Origin of the sequence: Corynebacterium riegelii, assembly GCF_016728505.1 — a bacterium.
In the GTDB taxonomy this organism is placed as follows: Bacteria; Actinomycetota; Actinomycetes; order Mycobacteriales; family Mycobacteriaceae; genus Corynebacterium; species Corynebacterium riegelii.
In genome coordinates this window covers 2,028,185-2,043,785 of the sequence record NZ_CP068159.1, presented here as the reverse complement: position 1 = coordinate 2,043,785, position 15,601 = coordinate 2,028,185, and the positions used below count along the sequence as shown (strand labels likewise).

The following is a 15,601-nucleotide window of genomic DNA, read 5'->3' as shown; positions in this document are numbered from 1 at the left end:
AAGAGAAAGGCAAGAGATGCGCTTGGTATTTGCCGGCACGCCGGAGCCTGCGGTGGAGTCGTTGAGGCAACTGATCGAATCGCAGCACGAGGTGGTTGCGGTGCTCACCCGACCGGATGCGAGGAAAGGCCGTGGCCGCACGCTGCACCCCTCACCGGTCAAGGAACTCGCGCTCAAGCACGGCATTGAGGTGCTCACGCCGGTGACCTTGAAAGACAATGAGGAGATCCGCCAGCGTTTGCGCGAGCTTGCACCTGACTGCATCCCGGTTGTGGCCTACGGCAACCTGATTCCGGAGGACATGCTGGACATCGCTCAGCACGGCTGGGTGAACCTGCACTTTTCACTTCTGCCGCAGTGGCGTGGCGCAGCGCCCGTACAGCACTCGATTTTAGGCGGTGAGACGGCAACGGGGGCGACGGTTTTCCGTATCGACCAGGGTTTGGACACCGGCGACATCCTCAACGTGCTGCCGGATGAGATTGCGTCGGACGATACGTCTGACGTGCTGCTTGCTCGCCTTGCACGCCGCGGCGCAGCAACCCTGGTGGAGACTATGGACGGGCTTGAAAACGGCATGATTACTCCGCGCGCTCAGGAGGGCGAGGCCAGCTACGCCTCCAAGATCGCGGTGGATGATGCGCGAATTACCTGGTCAAAGCCCGCAGCAGAGATCGATCGCGCCATTCGCGCCTATACGTCTGCGCCGGGGGCGTGGACCACGCTTGGTGGGCAGCGGGTCAAGGTGGAGCCGGTAGTGCTTGCAGAGACGGATTCGCTGGCGCCGGGGGAGGTCGCAGCTGGCAAAAAGGAGGTCCGCGTAGGCACCGGCACCGTTGATGTTGTGTTGACGCGGATCCAGCCCCCAGGCAAAAAGATGATGAACGCGGCCGATTGGGCGCGCGGACTTCGTGCAGATGAGCAGGTGGTGTTCGAGTGAGCGGTGGATTTAGGTCCCGCGCGGCGGGTCGCAGGCAGGAACCGAAGCGGCCCACTGGGTTTGCGGAGCAGCAGAAGCAACAGAAACAGCAGCGCCAGCAGAAGCAGCAGAAGAAGCAGCCGGAAGGCACCGGCAGGCAGCGCTACAGCGTGAAGTCACGCCCGGCGTCTATCGGTGATGCGCCGCGCGAAGCAGCGTTTGAAACGGTGCTGCGCGTCACCCGTGACGGAGCGTTTGCCAACCTGACGCTGCCAGGCCTGTTACGTGAGCGCAAGATCACTGGCCGTGACGCCGCCTTTGCCACGGAGCTGACCTACGGAACCCTGCGCACCATGGGTGTGTTGGATGAGGTGATTGGGGCGAATTCTTCGCGTCCCGTTGCACAGATCAACCCCGAGGTGCTGGCGGCGCTTCGCCTTGGTGCCTACCAGGTGCTCTACATGCGTGTGGAAAACCACGCGGCGGTAGATACATCGGTTCGCCTGGTGGAGGCCGCGAACCAGGACAAAGCGAAGGGCTTTGCCAACGGTGTGCTGCGCTCCATCACGCGTACCCCGGTTGAGGAGTGGCTGGCCAAGTTCGACCGTAACCACGCGCACCCGGAGTGGATTGTAAAGAGCTTCGCTGCCGCACTCGGTGCTGCGGCGGAAGCTGAGCTCGACTCCGCACTGAAGGCGGATTCCGAACGCCCGATTGTGCACCTGGTTGCGCGCCCCGGCGAGATCACCGCAGAAGAGCTGGCGCTGACCACCGGCGGGCGCGAGGGCACGTATTCGCCCTACGCCGTCTACTTAGATGAGGGCGACCCGGGCGATCTGCAGGAGGTTCGCGACGGTCTTGCGGGCGTGCAGGACGAAGGTTCGCAGCTCATCGCCCGTGCGCTGGCGGAAGTGCCGGTGGACAACGATCAAGGCCGCTGGCTAGACCTGTGCGCAGGCCCCGGCGGCAAGGCGGCGCTCACCGGAGCGATTGCCGCTATCGATGGAGCACACGTGGACGCAGTCGAGGTTGCCCCACACCGCGCAGACCTGATCCGCAAGGCAGTAGGCAACCTGCCGGTCACCGTTAAGGTTGCAGACGGCCGCGACCCAGGTCTCGAAGCAGGCAGCTACGACCGCGTGCTCGTGGACGCGCCGTGCTCTGGCCTTGGCGCACTGCGGCGCCGCCCGGAAGCTCGCTGGGTGAAGACGGAAGACGACATCGCGGAGCTGAACACCTTGCAGTCCGAGCTGCTGGCGTCCGCGGTCAATCTGGCAAAGCCGGGTGGTGTAATCGTGTACTCCACCTGTAGTCCGGATGTGAGGGAGACGCGCGGGATCGTCGATAAGCAAAAGGCTCTTGGCAATGTGGAGGAGCTCGACGCACGTCCGTACGCCATGGACAATGTTGGCGAGGGCCCGAGTGTGCAGATGTGGCCGCACCGACACGGCACCGATGCCATGTTTTTCGCAGTGTTGCGCAAGCTACCCTAGAGGCATGATTTACATTGCACCGTCGATTCTGGCGGCAGACTATGCGGCGCTTGGTGAGGACGTGCGGAAGGTGGCAAACGCCGACCTGATTCACGTGGACATCATGGACGGCCACTTTGTTCCTAACCTTTCTTTCGGCCCGGATGTGACCAAGGCTGTCAATGGTGTGACGGAGCAGTTCCTGGACATGCACCTGATGATTGAGCAGCCGGAGAGGTGGTTTGAAACCTACGCTGCGGCCGGTGGTGCCAGGATGGTCTTCCACGTTGAGGCAGTGGATGACCACGTTGCCGCGGCGCGTCAGTGCAAGGAGCTTGGCGTGCAGTCCGGTTTTGCTATTAAGCCGGGCACTGCCGTGGAGCCCTACCTGGATAGCCTTGAGCACTTCGATGAAGTCATGGTGATGAGCGTGGAGCCCGGTTTCGGCGGGCAGAAGTTCATGCCGGAGGTGTTGTCGAAGGTGATGACCTTGCGTGACGCGATTGCGCAACAGGGCCTAGACACCATCATTGGTATTGACGGCGGTATTTCCGGCGAGACTATCGCTCAGGCCGCAGCTGCAGGCGTTGACGCGTTTGTGGCTGGTAGTGCGGTGTTTGGTGCGGATAACCCGGCTGAGGCTGTGGAGCGTTTGCGCGAGCTCGCGCGTGAAGCTCGTGCATCCTGAGTGGCTGATAGAAGGTATCGTCGCCGCAATCCAGGCAGGTGAGTCGGTCCGCGGCAACACCTCGCCGAATCCGCCAGTGGGCTGCTTGCTAATCGACGCCTCCGGTAACGCCATCTCCAGCGGCGCCACGCAACCTGCAGGCGGCGCTCACGCGGAGGCGGTTGCGCTGCGTGAGGCGGGCGAGCGTGCTCGGGGCGCGACGGCGATTGTGACCCTGGAGCCGTGCAACCACACCGGCCGTACCGGCCCGTGCGCGCAGGCCTTGGTTGACGCCGGCGTGGCAGAGGTGGTTTACCTAGTGGCCGATCCCAACCCAGTTGCCGCAGGTGGAGCGCAGTATCTGCGTGAGCACGGTGTGAAGGTGACCCACATGCCGAATCCGGTTGGGGCGCTTGAGCCGTGGCTGACAGCCACGCGCCTGGGCAGGCCGGCGGTGACGTGGAAGTACGCAGCAACCGCGGACGGATTCACCGCTGCCGCAGACGGCACGAGTCAGTGGATCACCGGTGACGAGGCGCGTGAGTTTGCGCACGAGGACCGCGCGACGCGAGACGCGATCATCGTGGGCAGCGGCACCGCGCTGGCAGACCAGCCGAAGCTGACAGCACGCAAACCCGACGGCACGTTGTATGAGCATCAGCCTCGCCGCGTGGTGATTGGCTCGCGGGCGGCCGCCGGCGAGATCCAGGGAGATTACGAGTGCTATGCCACCCCGGAGGAAGCCCTGCAGGCACTGTGGGACACCGGCGCGCGCGACGTGCTGCTTGAGGGCGGGGCCGGCCTGGCCCACAGCTTCCTGGCTGCGGACTTGGTGGATATGGTGCAGGCCTACATTGCGCCGATGTTTCTTGGCGCTGGGCGTGGAGTGCTGGCCGGACCGGTTGCGGAAACGCTTGCGGATGCCCGCCGGTTTGCCCCGGTTCGCACCATGTTGTTAGGCAAAGACGTAATTTTTGAGATGAAAAGGCAGGCGTAAGGCGTATGTTTACTGGGTTGGTGGAGGAACGAGGTCGCGTGGACAAGCTTGAGCAGCTTGAAGACGCGGTACGGGTCCACATTCACGCCCCGCTGGTGACCTCCGATGCACGCACGGGCGACTCGATTGCCGTAGATGGGGTGTGCCTGACTGTCGTGGACCTGGCAGACGGCACATTTAGCGCAGACGTGATGCGCGAGAGCCTTGAGCGCTCCCGCATTGGCAGCTACCAGGAGGGCACGGTAGTGAACCTGGAACGCGCGCTTCTGGCTACCCAGCGCTTGGGCGGCCACATTGTGCAAGGCCACGTGGATGGCACGACAACGCTTTTGAGCCGCACGCCGTCTGAGCACTGGGAGGTGTTCCGCTTCGGGCTGCCGGAGGCATTGGCCCGCTATGTGGTGGAAAAAGGCTCCATTACGGTCAATGGCACCTCGCTGACTGTTTCCGCCGCTGGCGGTGACTGGTTCGAGGTCAGCCTCATCCCAACCACGCTGCGCGAAACCACCGCGGGCGAGCTGGAAGTAGGCGAAACGGTGAACCTAGAGGTGGACATCGTGGCCAAGTACGTTGAGAAAATGGTGCGGAACTAAGGTTGGCCAGTATGAGTGCGCCCGTCAGGTTGGACAGTGTCGTAGATGCCATTGCCGCGATCGCCCGCGGTGAGGCTGTGGTGGTTGTAGACGATGAGGACCGCGAGAATGAGGGCGACCTCATCTTCGCCGCCGAGCGTGCAACACCTGAGCTTGTGGCGTTTATGGTGCGTTACTCCTCCGGCTACATCTGCGTGGCCATGGAGGATGAGCGTGCAAGTGAGCTCGATTTGCCGCCAATGGTTGCGCAGAACGAGGACGCGCGCCAGACTGCCTACGCCGTGACGGTGGATGCCGCCACGGGCACCACGGGTATTTCGGCCCGTTCCCGTGCGGAGACAATCACCCGTTTGGCCGATGCGTCCTTTGGCCCGCAGGATTTCACCCGCCCAGGGCATGTGGTGCCGCTGCGCGCACGGAAGCACGGTGTGCTTGCACGTGACGGCCACACCGAAGCGGCCGTGGACCTCGCACGCTTGGCGGGGCTTTCGCCCGTGGGCGCGTTGTGCGAAATTGTCTCGGAGGATGAGCCGACCGAGATGGCCCGCGCGGACGAGCTGCGCCGCTTCGCTGATGCGCATGACCTGGTCATGATTTCGATTGAGCAGTTGATTGCTTTTCGACGCCGCACGCAACCCCTTATCACCCGCACCGCTGAAACGCGCCTGCCCACGGAGTTCGGCGAGTTCCGCGCCTACGGTTACCGCAGTGATGTGGACGGGGTTGAACACGTGGCGCTGGTTGTGGGCGACGTATCCGGAACTGCGGGCAGTTCCGGGGATGAACCGGTCTTGGTGCGTGTGCATTCGGAGTGCCTGACCGGTGACGTGTTTGCGTCCAAGCGTTGTGACTGTGGGCCGCAGCTGCACGAGTCCATGCGGCGCATCCAGGAAGCTGGTCGCGGCGTGGTGGTCTATGTTCGCGGCCACGAGGGGCGTGGCATTGGGCTTTCTGCCAAATTGAACGCCTACCGGCTGCAGGACCAAGGCCTTGACACGGTGGATGCGAACCTGGAACAGGGCCTGCCTGTGGACGCACGCGAGTACTCCGTTGCCGGCCACATCCTGGCGGACCTTGGCGTGACCTCGCTAACGGTGTTGTCGAACAACCCGGACAAGGTCGCAGCACTCAGTGGCTTTGGTCCTGAAGTACGCGGCAGGGCCAGCATTGAGGTCGTGCCCTCCCACGACAACATTGCCTATCTACGCACCAAGCGTGACCGCATGGGACACGATTTACAGGCCGTAGGCGAGTGGCTGGCCCAGCACCCAGGCGGCGCCAACTAGGGTGGGTGGCGTGTGCGTGTGTTCACGTGGCGTCGATAAGCTAGGCAAATAAGCAAGCTGAAAGGCAATAAGGAGCAACAAGGATGGCTGCAACCGGAGCCCCCGAGGAGTACCAGTTACGCGCTGAGGGGTTGACCCTGGCCGTTGTGGCCACGCGCTGGAACGCGCGCGTGGTTGAGCAAATGACCGAGCGCGCGGTAGACACCGCACGCGAGCACGGCGTGAAAACAGACCTCTACTTTGTGGACGGTGCCCTGGAACTGCCCGTGGTAGTGCAGGCATGCGCCAAGCGTTACGACGCTGTCGTGGCCCTCGGATGCGTCATCCGCGGCGAAACCGCCCACTTCCAGTACGTGTGCGACTCCGTTACTGAAGGCCTGACCCGCATCGCACTGGATGAGGAAACGCCGATTGGCAACGGTGTGCTTACCGTCGAGGAAGAAGACCAAGCCTACGAGCGCGCTGGCGGCGAAGACGCCAAGGAAGACAAGGGCGCTGCAGCCGTGCAGGCGGCGCTCAGCGCAGCCGTTGAGCTGCGTAAGGTCCGCTCTTTGCCGTTGAAAGGATAGGATCAAGCGCGTGAACACCCGGGGATTAGACGAAAAAGAACTGGCCTACCTCACAGCACTAGACCCAAATGCGGTCACCAGCACCAAGCCGTGGGAATTTGAGACGAAGTCCCCGTACTTAAAACGCGTGGCCGTGATCTGGATCCTTGTGGTGATGGCCGTGCATATTTTCATGGCGGCAGTTGTGGATGTGCAGTTCACCGGTGTGACACTGACCTGGCTGGACAAGTTCGCGTTCATCGGCGTGGGGTTGGTGATCTCGGTGTTGTCCTGGATTGCGCTGAGCCGACCGCGGGTTCGCGCCAACGAAGATGGCGTGCAGGTGATCAACATTGTGGGCACCCGCTTTTACCCGTGGGCACTGGTCTACGGCCTGAGCTTTCCTAAAGGCAAGCGCATGGCGCGCCTTGAGCTGCCGGATTTTGAATACGTTCCCCTGTGGGCGATGCAGGCTGGTGATAAGGAGCGTGCACTTGCTGCGGTGGATGGTTTCCGTGAGCTGGAAGCCAAGTACATGCCAAAGGATTAACGGGTAGCGGTGGCAAACCCAAAGGATTACCGTCCGGCGCCGGGGACTATCCCTACGGAGCCGGGCGTCTACAAATTCCGCGATGCTTCGGGCCGCGTGATCTACGTGGGCAAGGCCAAAAGCCTGCGTGCGCGCCTGAACAATTACTTCCAGCCGCCGAACACGCTGCACCCGCGGACGCGCCAGATGGTGTTTACCGCAGCCAGCGTGGAGTGGACGGTGGTCGCCTCTGAGGTTGAGGCGCTGGCGTTGGAATACACGTGGATTAAGCGTTTTGATCCGTGGTTTAACGTCATGTACCGCGACGACAAGACGTACCCCATGCTTGCCGTCAGCGTGAAGGAACGCTACCCTCGCGCGTTTTTCTACCGGGGCCCCAAGCGTAAAGGTGTGCGCTATTTCGGCCCGTACTCCCATGCGTGGGCGGTGCGCGAAACGCTGGATCTGCTCACGCGCGTGTTTCCTATCCGCACGTGCTCGAACGGTGTGTTTAACCGCCACGAATCCCTTGGGCGGCCGTGTTTGCTTGGCTACATCGACAAGTGCGCAGCACCCTGCGTGGGACGCGTCAGCGAATCAGAGTACGACGACATTGTCGCAGGCTTCATGGGCTTTATGTCTGGGCGTACGGACGCGCTGGTTCGCGGCATCACTGAGCAGATGCACACAGCTGCGGAAAACCTTGAGTTTGAAAAAGCTGCCCGGCTTCGGGACGATCTCGGGGCTGTCAACAAAGTCATGGAACGCCAGACTGTGGTGTTATCCCAAGACACCGATGCGGACATCATCGCCTTTGCCACCGACGAACTGGAGGCGGCAGTACAGATTTTCAACGTTCGCGACGGCCGCATCCGTTCCCAGCGCGGCTGGGTTGTGGAGAAGACCGGGGATGAGCCGGGCTCGATGGAGCGCCTTGAGGAAGGCGCAGAGGACCCAGCGCTGCCGACGTTGATGCAGAACTTCCTCGTGCAGTACTACTCGGATGCCGTTGAACGTTCCCGGCAGGAGGCGGAGGAAGACCAGCGCATTGAGGAGCAAAAGGTTCGCCGCCGTGGCGTTGACCAGGAATCCCGCGCCGCGGTGAAAGCGCCGATCCCGGTACCGCGCGAGATCTTGGTTGAGGTGTTGCCGGAGGAGCCCTCCGATGTGGAAACGCTGCTGACACAGTTGCGTGGTGGCCCGGTTGAGGTGCGCGTTCCGCAGCGCGGCGACAAGCGCGCACTGATGGAAACGGTGCACAAAAACGCCGCTGAGGCGCTGCACCAGCACAAGCTCAAGCGCGTGGGCGATCTGACTGCGCGAAGCCAGGCGCTGCAAGACATCCAGGACGCACTGATGATGGATGAGGCCCCACTGCGCATTGAGTGCACGGATATTTCGCATATTCAGGGTACGGACGTGGTGGCGTCGCTCGTGGTGTTCGAGGATGGGCTGCCGAAGAAGAACGACTACCGCCGCTACCGCATCAAGGAAGCAGCTGGCGATGGCCGCTCAGATGACGTGGGCTCCATCGCCGAGGTCACCCGTCGCCGCTTCAAACGCTACAACGAGGACAAGCTGGCGAATCCGGATGAGGTGCAGGAAGCCCAGGAGTTTGCAGACGAGGCCGATGAAACCGCCGGCGGGACAAAGCGATTTGCGTACCCGCCGCAGCTGTTCATCGTGGACGGTGGCAAACCCCAGGTCAACGCCGCGCAGGCGGTGTTTGATGAGCTGGGGATTGTAGACGTCCAGCTGATTGGCCTAGCTAAGCGCCTCGAAGAGGTGTGGATTCCCGACGACGATGAGCCGCTGATTTTGGCGCGTAACTCCGAAGGCATGTATCTGCTCCAGCAGATTCGCGACGAAGCACACCGCTTTGCCATCACCTACCACCGCCAGCAGCGCTCCAAGCGGATGCGGGCATCGGTGCTGGACGACATCCCGGGCCTTGGACCGACGCGTCGCACTGATCTGGTGAAGCACTTCGGCTCGGTGAAGAAACTCAAGGAAGCCACGCAAGAGGAGATTCAACAGGTCAAGGGCGTAGGGCCAAAGCTTGCTGAGGTGATTTTCCAGCACTTGCAGAAGTAGGGGTTGCTTGGCTCCTGCAGCGGTTAGGATGGGGCACATGCGCGAAAATATCCGACCGGTGATCATCACGGGCCTCTCAGGTGGTGGCCTGTCCACTGCGGCAAAGGTGTTTGAAGACAAAGGGTTCTTCGTCTCCCAGAACTTGCCGCCGCAGCTGATTCTGGAGCTTGTAGATCTAGCCGCAGCCGAGGATTCTCCAGTTGAGCGGCTCGCAGTAGTCACTGATGTGCGTGCTGATGACTTCAACGGTTCGATGGTGGAAACCGTCGACGTGTTGAGGGAACGCGGTTACTCGCCGTTTGTTTTGTTTTTAGAGGCGCGCGATGACGTGCTGATTCGCCGCTTTGATTCGGTGCGCCGCACGCACCCGTTGCAGGGTGATGACACGTTGTCCACGGGCATTGAGCGCGAGCGCGAAATGCTTGAAGAGATGCGCAATCGGGCAGACGTGATCATTGATACCTCCAACCTGTCGGTGCACGATCTTCGCCGCGCTGTGGAGGCATCTGTGGGGGAGTTGCCGGCAGATCGCCAGCACGTCACCTTGGAGTCCTTCGGCTTTAAGCACGGCTCCCCGCGCGACGCGGACATTGTGGTGGACGTGCGTTTTCTGCCTAATCCGTACTGGATTGAGGAGCTGCGCGAGTACCGCGGTGTGGACAAGCCCGTGGCGGACTATGTGCTCTCGCAGCCGGGTGCCACGGAGTACGTAGATAACTTCGTTTCGCTACTCACCAGCACGCTTGCTGGCTACCGCCACGAGGGCAAGGACTTCATCACCGTAGGCGTGGGCTGCACCGGAGGTCACCACCGTTCCGTTGCGGTATCAGAAGCTATTGGGAAGCGCCTGCGGCAACAGGGCAATGTGGATGTCAGTGTGATCCATCGCGATCTGGAACGCCACTAGGCACGAGCACGCCAAACACAAACGGAGAAAGGCTGTTTTCGTGACCAATACGGACGCTCAATCACCAGTATTTACCTGTCTTGGGGGCGGCCACGGGCTCTACCAAACGTTGCGCGCTGCCCGTTGCGCAGGTGCCTCGTTTATCAACGCCGTAGTTACGGTGGCAGATGATGGAGGGTCATCCGGGCGCTTGCGCCGCGAGATGAGTATCGTGCCGCCGGGGGACCTCCGGATGGCGCTTGCCGCGCTGACAGAAGATTCAGATGGTGGCGCACTGTGGCGTGAGGCGCTGCAGCACCGCTTCGGAGGGCATGGCGCGATGGCGGGCCACGCTGTGGGCAACCTCATCTTGGCTGGTCTTGCTGAAAAGTTTGGCAGTATGCAGCAGGCGCTCGACGTGGTGGCGGAGTGGACAGGCTCCGTTGGCCGGGTGATTCCGGTGTGTCCGATTCCACTGGAGATTGAAGCAGACGTTGCCGGGCTTGATGATGATCCGCGGGTGCTTCGCTCTGTACGCGGCCAGGTGGCTGTTGCCACAACGCCAGGAGCCGTACGGCGAGTGCGCGTCCTCCCAGACCACCCCGCTGCTTCACCTGAGGCGGTGCAGGCGATTAAGGACGCTGACGTGGTCACCATCGGCCCCGGGTCGTGGTTCTCTTCCGTCATCCCGCATTTGTTGGTGCCGGAAATTGTTGAGGCGCTCAACACCACAGAGGCGACGGTGGCAGTTGTCTTGAACCTTTCGCCGGAAGCGGGGGAGACCCACGGGTTTTCGGCTGAGCGCCACCTGCATGTGTTTGCGCAGCACGCGCCGAATTTGCATGTGGATTATTTCCTCGCGGATTCGTCGATAAGCATGAGCGAGGGCGAGCGGGAGTACCTGCGGCGCGCCGCAGCCAAGGTGGATGCTGAAGTGCGCTTCTGCGATATGCGTGAGCTTGATAGCAACGGGGCGCTGTCCCATCGGCACGATCCACAGAAGCTGGCTACCGCCCTGCTGAAGCTCACGGAAGCACGCTAGACTTAGTGTCTGTTTTTTGGCTTGGGAAGGATATAAACAGGTGGCGCTGACCGCAAAGGTGAAAGACGAGTTGCTGGGAGTACACCGGACAACGGCTGAAGCTCGGGCAGCAGAGGCAACGGCAATGATCCGTTTCGCCGGCGAGTTTTCATCCACCCCGCGGGGTATCGCGATTACCTGTGACTTTGGGGAGCGTGCGGTGGCACAGCGTCTTGTGCTCTTCCTCGAGGAACTGTGCAACGCGGAGTGCGAGATCGCCACCATTGAGCCGGGCACCGTTAGCCGCGAGACCCGGTACCAGGTCACCGTAACCGAGGGAGCCCACGACGTGATTCGCCGCCTCAAGCTGGTTACGCCCTCTGGCCACGCTGTTGTCGGTATGCCCCGGCAGGTAATCTCCGGGCCGATTACGTGTGTGGAAGCTGCGTGGCGCGGGGCGTTTCTCGCACGCGGGTCCCTCAGTGAACCGGGCCGCACTGGTGCTCTGGATGTTGCGTGTCCGGGCCAGGAGGCCGCGCTTGCCCTTGTGGGCCTGGCGCGTCGGTTGAGCGTGGCGGCGAAAACCCGTGAGACCAGGGGAGTAGAGCGCGTCTATATTCGCGACGGTGAAACTATTGGCATCTTGCTGAGCCGCATGGGGGCCCCGCGCACGCGCATCGAATGGGATGAAAAGCGCGAAGCAAAACAAGCAAGCGCCCACGAGGGCCAGCGTCTTGCCACCTTCGATGACGCGAACACGCGCCGCTCTGCACAGGCAGCTGCTACTGCCGCGCTGCGCGTTGAGCGTGCGCTCGAGATTCTTGGAGACGATGTGCCGGAGCACCTGGCGGAAGCAGGCTTCCTGCGCGTCGAGCACCGTGTCGCCTCCTTGGAAGAGCTTGGCCGTTTGGCTGATCCGCAGATGACCAAGGATGCTGTCGCCGGCAGGATCCGTCGCTTGTTGTCGCTGGCAGATAAGCGTGCTGAAGAATTGTGTATCCCTGACACGCAGGCCGCAGTGGTGGCGGCAAAGGCTGCACAGGATGCCACTGAACCACCCTCCAAATAGGTGGTACTAATCTGCGTCTTCTTCTGCAACACATGGGCTAGCTGGCTACACTGGTTTGCGGTAATACATCTCAACATTGAGGAGTGAGAATACGCATGACCACCCGTATCGGAATTAATGGTTTTGGCCGCATTGGCCGCTCCGCTTTCCGCATCATCTTGGAGGAGTACCAGGGTGAGTTGGAAGTTGTAAAGATCAATGACCTGACCGATAACAAGACGCTTGCTCACCTGCTGAAGTACGACACCGCGTATGGGCAGCTCGGCCACGACGTCACTCATGATGATGAATCCATCACCGTAGATGGCCGCCGCATCGAGGTCACTGCTGAGAAGGACCCGGCAAACCTTGGCTGGGGCGACGCAAACGTGGACATTGTGCTTGACTGCACCGGCCGTTTCACCGACGGCAATGATGCGAAGGCTCACCTGGACGCTGGTGCCAAGAAGGTCATCATCTCCGCTCCGGGCAAGAACGTTGATGGCACCTACGTATGGGGCGTGAACCACCAAGACTACACCGGTGAGCAGAACATCATCTCCGCTGCGTCCTGCACCACCAACTCGCTCGCGCCGGTGGCAAAGGTTCTCGATGAGGCCTTTGGCATCAAGTCTGGTCTGATGACCACCATCCACGCATACACCGGTGACCAGCGCATTCAGGACGCTCCGCACAAGGACCTGCGTCGTGCACGTGCAGCGGCGCAGAACATTGTGCCGACCACCACTGGTGCTGCCCGCGCCGTGGCGCTCGTGCTGCCGAGCCTGGAGGGCAAGCTGGATGGTTTTGCTATGCGCGTGCCCACCATCACCGGTTCCGCAACTGACCTGACGGTTGAGCTGAACAAGGACGTCACCGTTGAAGAGGTCAACGCTGCGGTGAAGGAAGCTGTCAAGGATGAGACCTTTGGCAAGGCTCTGGAGTACACCGAGGACCCGATCGTGTCCTCTGACATCATCGGCAACTCCCACGGTGCAATCTTTGACGCTGGGATGACCCGTGTGATCGACGGCAACTTGGTCAAGATCATCTCTTGGTACGACAACGAGTGGTCCTACACCGCTCAGTACGTGCGTATGACCAAGCTGGTCGCTGACAACCTCTAACACCACGTTGTTTTGGGCCCGGTGAAGTGCAACTGCGCACTTTGCGGGCCCTTTCTTTCAAGGAGAAACCTTTATGGCTACGAAGACACTGCAGCAGCTTATCGACGAAGGCGTGGACGGCCGCCACGTCCTTGTCCGCTCCGACTTCAACGTTCCGTTGGACGACAATGGCAACATCACCGACCCAGGCCGCATTGACGCATCACTGCCAACACTGAAGGCGCTGCTCGATGGCGGCGCAAAGGTGATTGTCATGGCACACCTGGGCCGCCCGAAAGGCGAGGTCAACCCGAAGTACTCGCTGGCGCCTGTGGCAGAGGCGCTGTCTGAGCGTCTGGGCCAGTTCGTCGCGCTGGCCGGTGATGTCAGTGGTGAGGACGCACACGAGCGCGCCAACGGTTTGACTGAAGGCGAGATCATGCTGGTGGAAAACGTGCGCTTTGATCCGCGTGAGACCTCAAAGGATGAGGCTGAGCGTGCGGAGTTCGCCGAGGAACTGGCTGCACTGGCTGCCGACGACGGTGCGTTCGTCTCCGACGGCTTCGGCGTTGTCCACCGCGCACAGACCTCTGTGTACGACGTGGCGAAGAAGCTTCCGGCGTACGCAGGCTTTTTGGTGGAGAAGGAAGTGGAGACGCTGTCCAAGGTTAAGGACGTGCCTGAGCACCCGTACGTGGTGGTGCTCGGCGGTTCCAAGGTCTCCGATAAGCTCGGTGTGATTGAAGCGCTGGCGGAGAAGGCCGACAAGGTCATCATCGGCGGTGGCATGTGCTACACCTTCCTCGCCGCCCAGGGCCACAACGTGCAGAAGTCGCTGCTGCAGGAAGACATGATTGACACCTGCAAGGAGCTCATGGCGAAGTACGGCGAGAAGCTGCTGCTGCCTGTGGACGTTGCGGCTGCGCCAGAGTTTGCCAAGGACGCGGAGAAGAAGATCGTCGGCCTGGACGAGATCCCGGAGGGCTGGATGGGCCTTGACATTGGCCCGGAGACGGCCAAGAACTACGCAGACGCCATCAAGGACTCCAAGACGGTGTTTTGGAACGGCCCAATGGGCGTCTTCGAGTTCCCGAACTTTGCGGACGGCACGAAGGCCGTCGCAGACGCCATGATCGCGGCAACCAAGGACAATGGTTCCTTCACGGTTGTCGGTGGTGGTGACTCCGCGGCGTCCGTACGCCTGCTGGGCCTGGATGAGGACGGCTTCAGCCACATCTCCACCGGCGGTGGCGCATCGCTGGAGCTCATTGAGGGCAAGGAACTGCCCGGCGTATCCGTTCTTTCGAAGTAAGGAGAGTTGAAGTTATGGCACGCACCCCGCTGATTGCTGGTAACTGGAAGATGAACCATGACCACTTGGAGGCGATCCAGAGCGCGCAGAAGCTTGCTTTTGCGTTTCCTAAGGACGGCTACGAGTACGTCGATGTTGCCCTGATGGTGCCGTTTACGGATCTGCGTTCTGTGCAGACCCTGGTGGAAGGCGACAAGCTGTCCATCACCTACGGTGCACAGGACGTCTCCCAGCACGACAACGGCGCCTACACGGGCGAGATCTCTGCAAGCATGCTGGAGAAGCTCGGCTGCACGTGGGTGGTAGTTGGTCACTCGGAGCGTCGTGAGTACCACAACGAGTCCAACGAGCTGGTTGCGGCGAAGGCTGCGAAGGCGATTGCTCACGGCATGACGCCGATTGTGTGCGTTGGTGAGCCGCTTGAGATCCGTGAGGCCGGCGAGCACGTTTCCTACGTTGTGGAGCAGACCCGCGAATCCCTCAAGGGCTTGGACCTGTCCGAGGTTGTGATTGCCTACGAGCCGGTGTGGGCGATTGGCACCGGTAAGGTGGCTTCTGCTGCAGACGCACAGGAAGTGTGCCACGCCATCCGTGAGCTGGTTCGTGAGCTTTCGGACGACGCCACCGCCGACGCCATCCGCATCCTCTACGGCGGTTCCGTCAAGGCGGACACCGTGGCAGAGATCATCGGTGAGGCAGATGTTGACGGCGGTCTCGTCGGCGGCGCTTCGCTGGACGGTCAGGATTTCGCACGCCTGGCAGCTGCTGCAGCACAGGCCGTGTCCGTTTCCTAGGTATCGCCGCTAGTGGTGTAGGATCTGCAGAGGTTACAAGGTTGTCTACCCGAGGAGGGTTTTGCGCATGACGCTCACGCTGGAGATTGTGCTGGTCGTCTCGTCCATTTTGATGACGGTCTTCGTGCTCCTGCACAAGGGCAAGGGCGGCGGCCTGTCCAGCCTGTTCGGTGGCGGCGTGCAGGCTAACCTCTCTGGCTCCACCACGGTGGAGAAGAACCTGGATCGCGTCACCGTGATCCTGGCGCTCATCTGGATCGCGTGCATCATTGGTTTGAACCTGATTCACGCATTTGCCACGCCGGCGCTGACCTAGGCCGACACCGCTA

General features: G+C 61.5%; 16 protein-coding genes. All 16 read left to right on the top strand.

Annotation, left to right across the window (positions count from 1 at the left end):
* The first annotated feature begins 16 nt into the window (after window positions 1-16).
* The 16 genes from fmt (at window position 17) to secG (ending at window position 15,588) form a co-directional block, all read left to right on the top strand.
* Window positions 17-940 (top strand): methionyl-tRNA formyltransferase, encoded by a 924-nt coding sequence (gene fmt, locus I6I71_RS09670; RefSeq protein WP_201820709.1) that lies wholly within the window; start codon window positions 17-19, stop codon window positions 938-940.
* Window positions 937-2,412, top strand: a complete 1,476-nt coding sequence (locus I6I71_RS09665) for an RsmB/NOP family class I SAM-dependent RNA methyltransferase (protein ID WP_201820707.1) — start codon at window positions 937-939, stop codon at window positions 2,410-2,412. Before fmt ends, I6I71_RS09665 begins: the two co-directional genes overlap by 4 nt.
* A 4-nt stretch (window positions 2,413-2,416) precedes the next feature.
* Entirely contained in the window at window positions 2,417-3,079 is a 663-nt protein-coding gene (gene rpe, locus I6I71_RS09660) for a ribulose-phosphate 3-epimerase (protein WP_201820705.1), read from the top strand.
* Window positions 3,060-4,055: a bifunctional diaminohydroxyphosphoribosylaminopyrimidine deaminase/5-amino-6-(5-phosphoribosylamino)uracil reductase RibD gene (gene ribD, locus I6I71_RS09655; RefSeq protein WP_236587303.1), complete on the top strand. Its 996-nt coding sequence runs from the start codon at window positions 3,060-3,062 to the stop codon at window positions 4,053-4,055. Before rpe ends, ribD begins: the two co-directional genes overlap by 20 nt.
* A 5-nt stretch (window positions 4,056-4,060) precedes the next feature.
* On the top strand, window positions 4,061-4,648 hold the full coding sequence (locus I6I71_RS09650; protein ID WP_201820703.1) for a riboflavin synthase: 588 nt from the start codon (window positions 4,061-4,063) through the stop codon (window positions 4,646-4,648).
* Between the two features lie 11 nt (window positions 4,649-4,659).
* Window positions 4,660-5,934, top strand: coding sequence for a bifunctional 3,4-dihydroxy-2-butanone-4-phosphate synthase/GTP cyclohydrolase II (locus tag I6I71_RS09645; RefSeq protein ID WP_201820701.1), 1,275 nt, complete (start codon window positions 4,660-4,662; stop codon window positions 5,932-5,934).
* An 83-nt stretch (window positions 5,935-6,017) separates the two neighbouring features.
* Entirely contained in the window at window positions 6,018-6,503 is a 486-nt protein-coding gene (ribH, locus tag I6I71_RS09640) for a 6,7-dimethyl-8-ribityllumazine synthase (protein WP_052204164.1), read from the top strand.
* A gap of 10 nt (window positions 6,504-6,513) precedes the next feature.
* Window positions 6,514-7,032, top strand: coding sequence for a PH domain-containing protein (locus tag I6I71_RS09635; protein ID WP_408606272.1), 519 nt, complete (start codon window positions 6,514-6,516; stop codon window positions 7,030-7,032).
* Between the two features lie 9 nt (window positions 7,033-7,041).
* On the top strand, window positions 7,042-9,105 hold the full coding sequence (gene uvrC / locus I6I71_RS09630) for an excinuclease ABC subunit UvrC (protein ID WP_201820699.1): 2,064 nt from the start codon (window positions 7,042-7,044) through the stop codon (window positions 9,103-9,105).
* Between the two features lie 28 nt (window positions 9,106-9,133).
* Window positions 9,134-10,012, top strand: a complete 879-nt coding sequence (gene rapZ / locus I6I71_RS09625; protein ID WP_070494912.1) for an RNase adapter RapZ — start codon at window positions 9,134-9,136, stop codon at window positions 10,010-10,012.
* A gap of 40 nt (window positions 10,013-10,052) precedes the next feature.
* Window positions 10,053-11,033, top strand: coding sequence for a gluconeogenesis factor YvcK family protein (locus I6I71_RS09620; protein WP_052204175.1), 981 nt, complete (start codon window positions 10,053-10,055; stop codon window positions 11,031-11,033).
* A 40-nt stretch (window positions 11,034-11,073) separates the two neighbouring features.
* Window positions 11,074-12,081 (top strand): DNA-binding protein WhiA, encoded by a 1,008-nt coding sequence (whiA, locus tag I6I71_RS09615; protein ID WP_201820697.1) that lies wholly within the window; start codon window positions 11,074-11,076, stop codon window positions 12,079-12,081.
* 95 nt (window positions 12,082-12,176) lie between these two features.
* Complete coding sequence (gene gap / locus I6I71_RS09610) at window positions 12,177-13,187, top strand: type I glyceraldehyde-3-phosphate dehydrogenase (RefSeq protein WP_052204181.1); 1,011 nt, start codon at window positions 12,177-12,179, stop codon at window positions 13,185-13,187.
* A 73-nt stretch (window positions 13,188-13,260) separates the two neighbouring features.
* Complete coding sequence (locus I6I71_RS09605) at window positions 13,261-14,478, top strand: phosphoglycerate kinase (protein ID WP_201820689.1); 1,218 nt, start codon at window positions 13,261-13,263, stop codon at window positions 14,476-14,478.
* 14 nt (window positions 14,479-14,492) lie between these two features.
* A complete protein-coding gene (tpiA, locus tag I6I71_RS09600; RefSeq protein WP_201820687.1) occupies window positions 14,493-15,272 on the top strand; it encodes a triose-phosphate isomerase in 780 nt (259 codons plus the stop codon).
* Between the two features lie 67 nt (window positions 15,273-15,339).
* The gene (gene secG, locus I6I71_RS09595; RefSeq protein ID WP_052204186.1) at window positions 15,340-15,588 is read left to right on the top strand and encodes a preprotein translocase subunit SecG; all 249 of its coding nucleotides are present in this window, start codon (window positions 15,340-15,342) and stop codon (window positions 15,586-15,588) included.
* Window positions 15,589-15,601 lie beyond the last annotated feature (13 nt).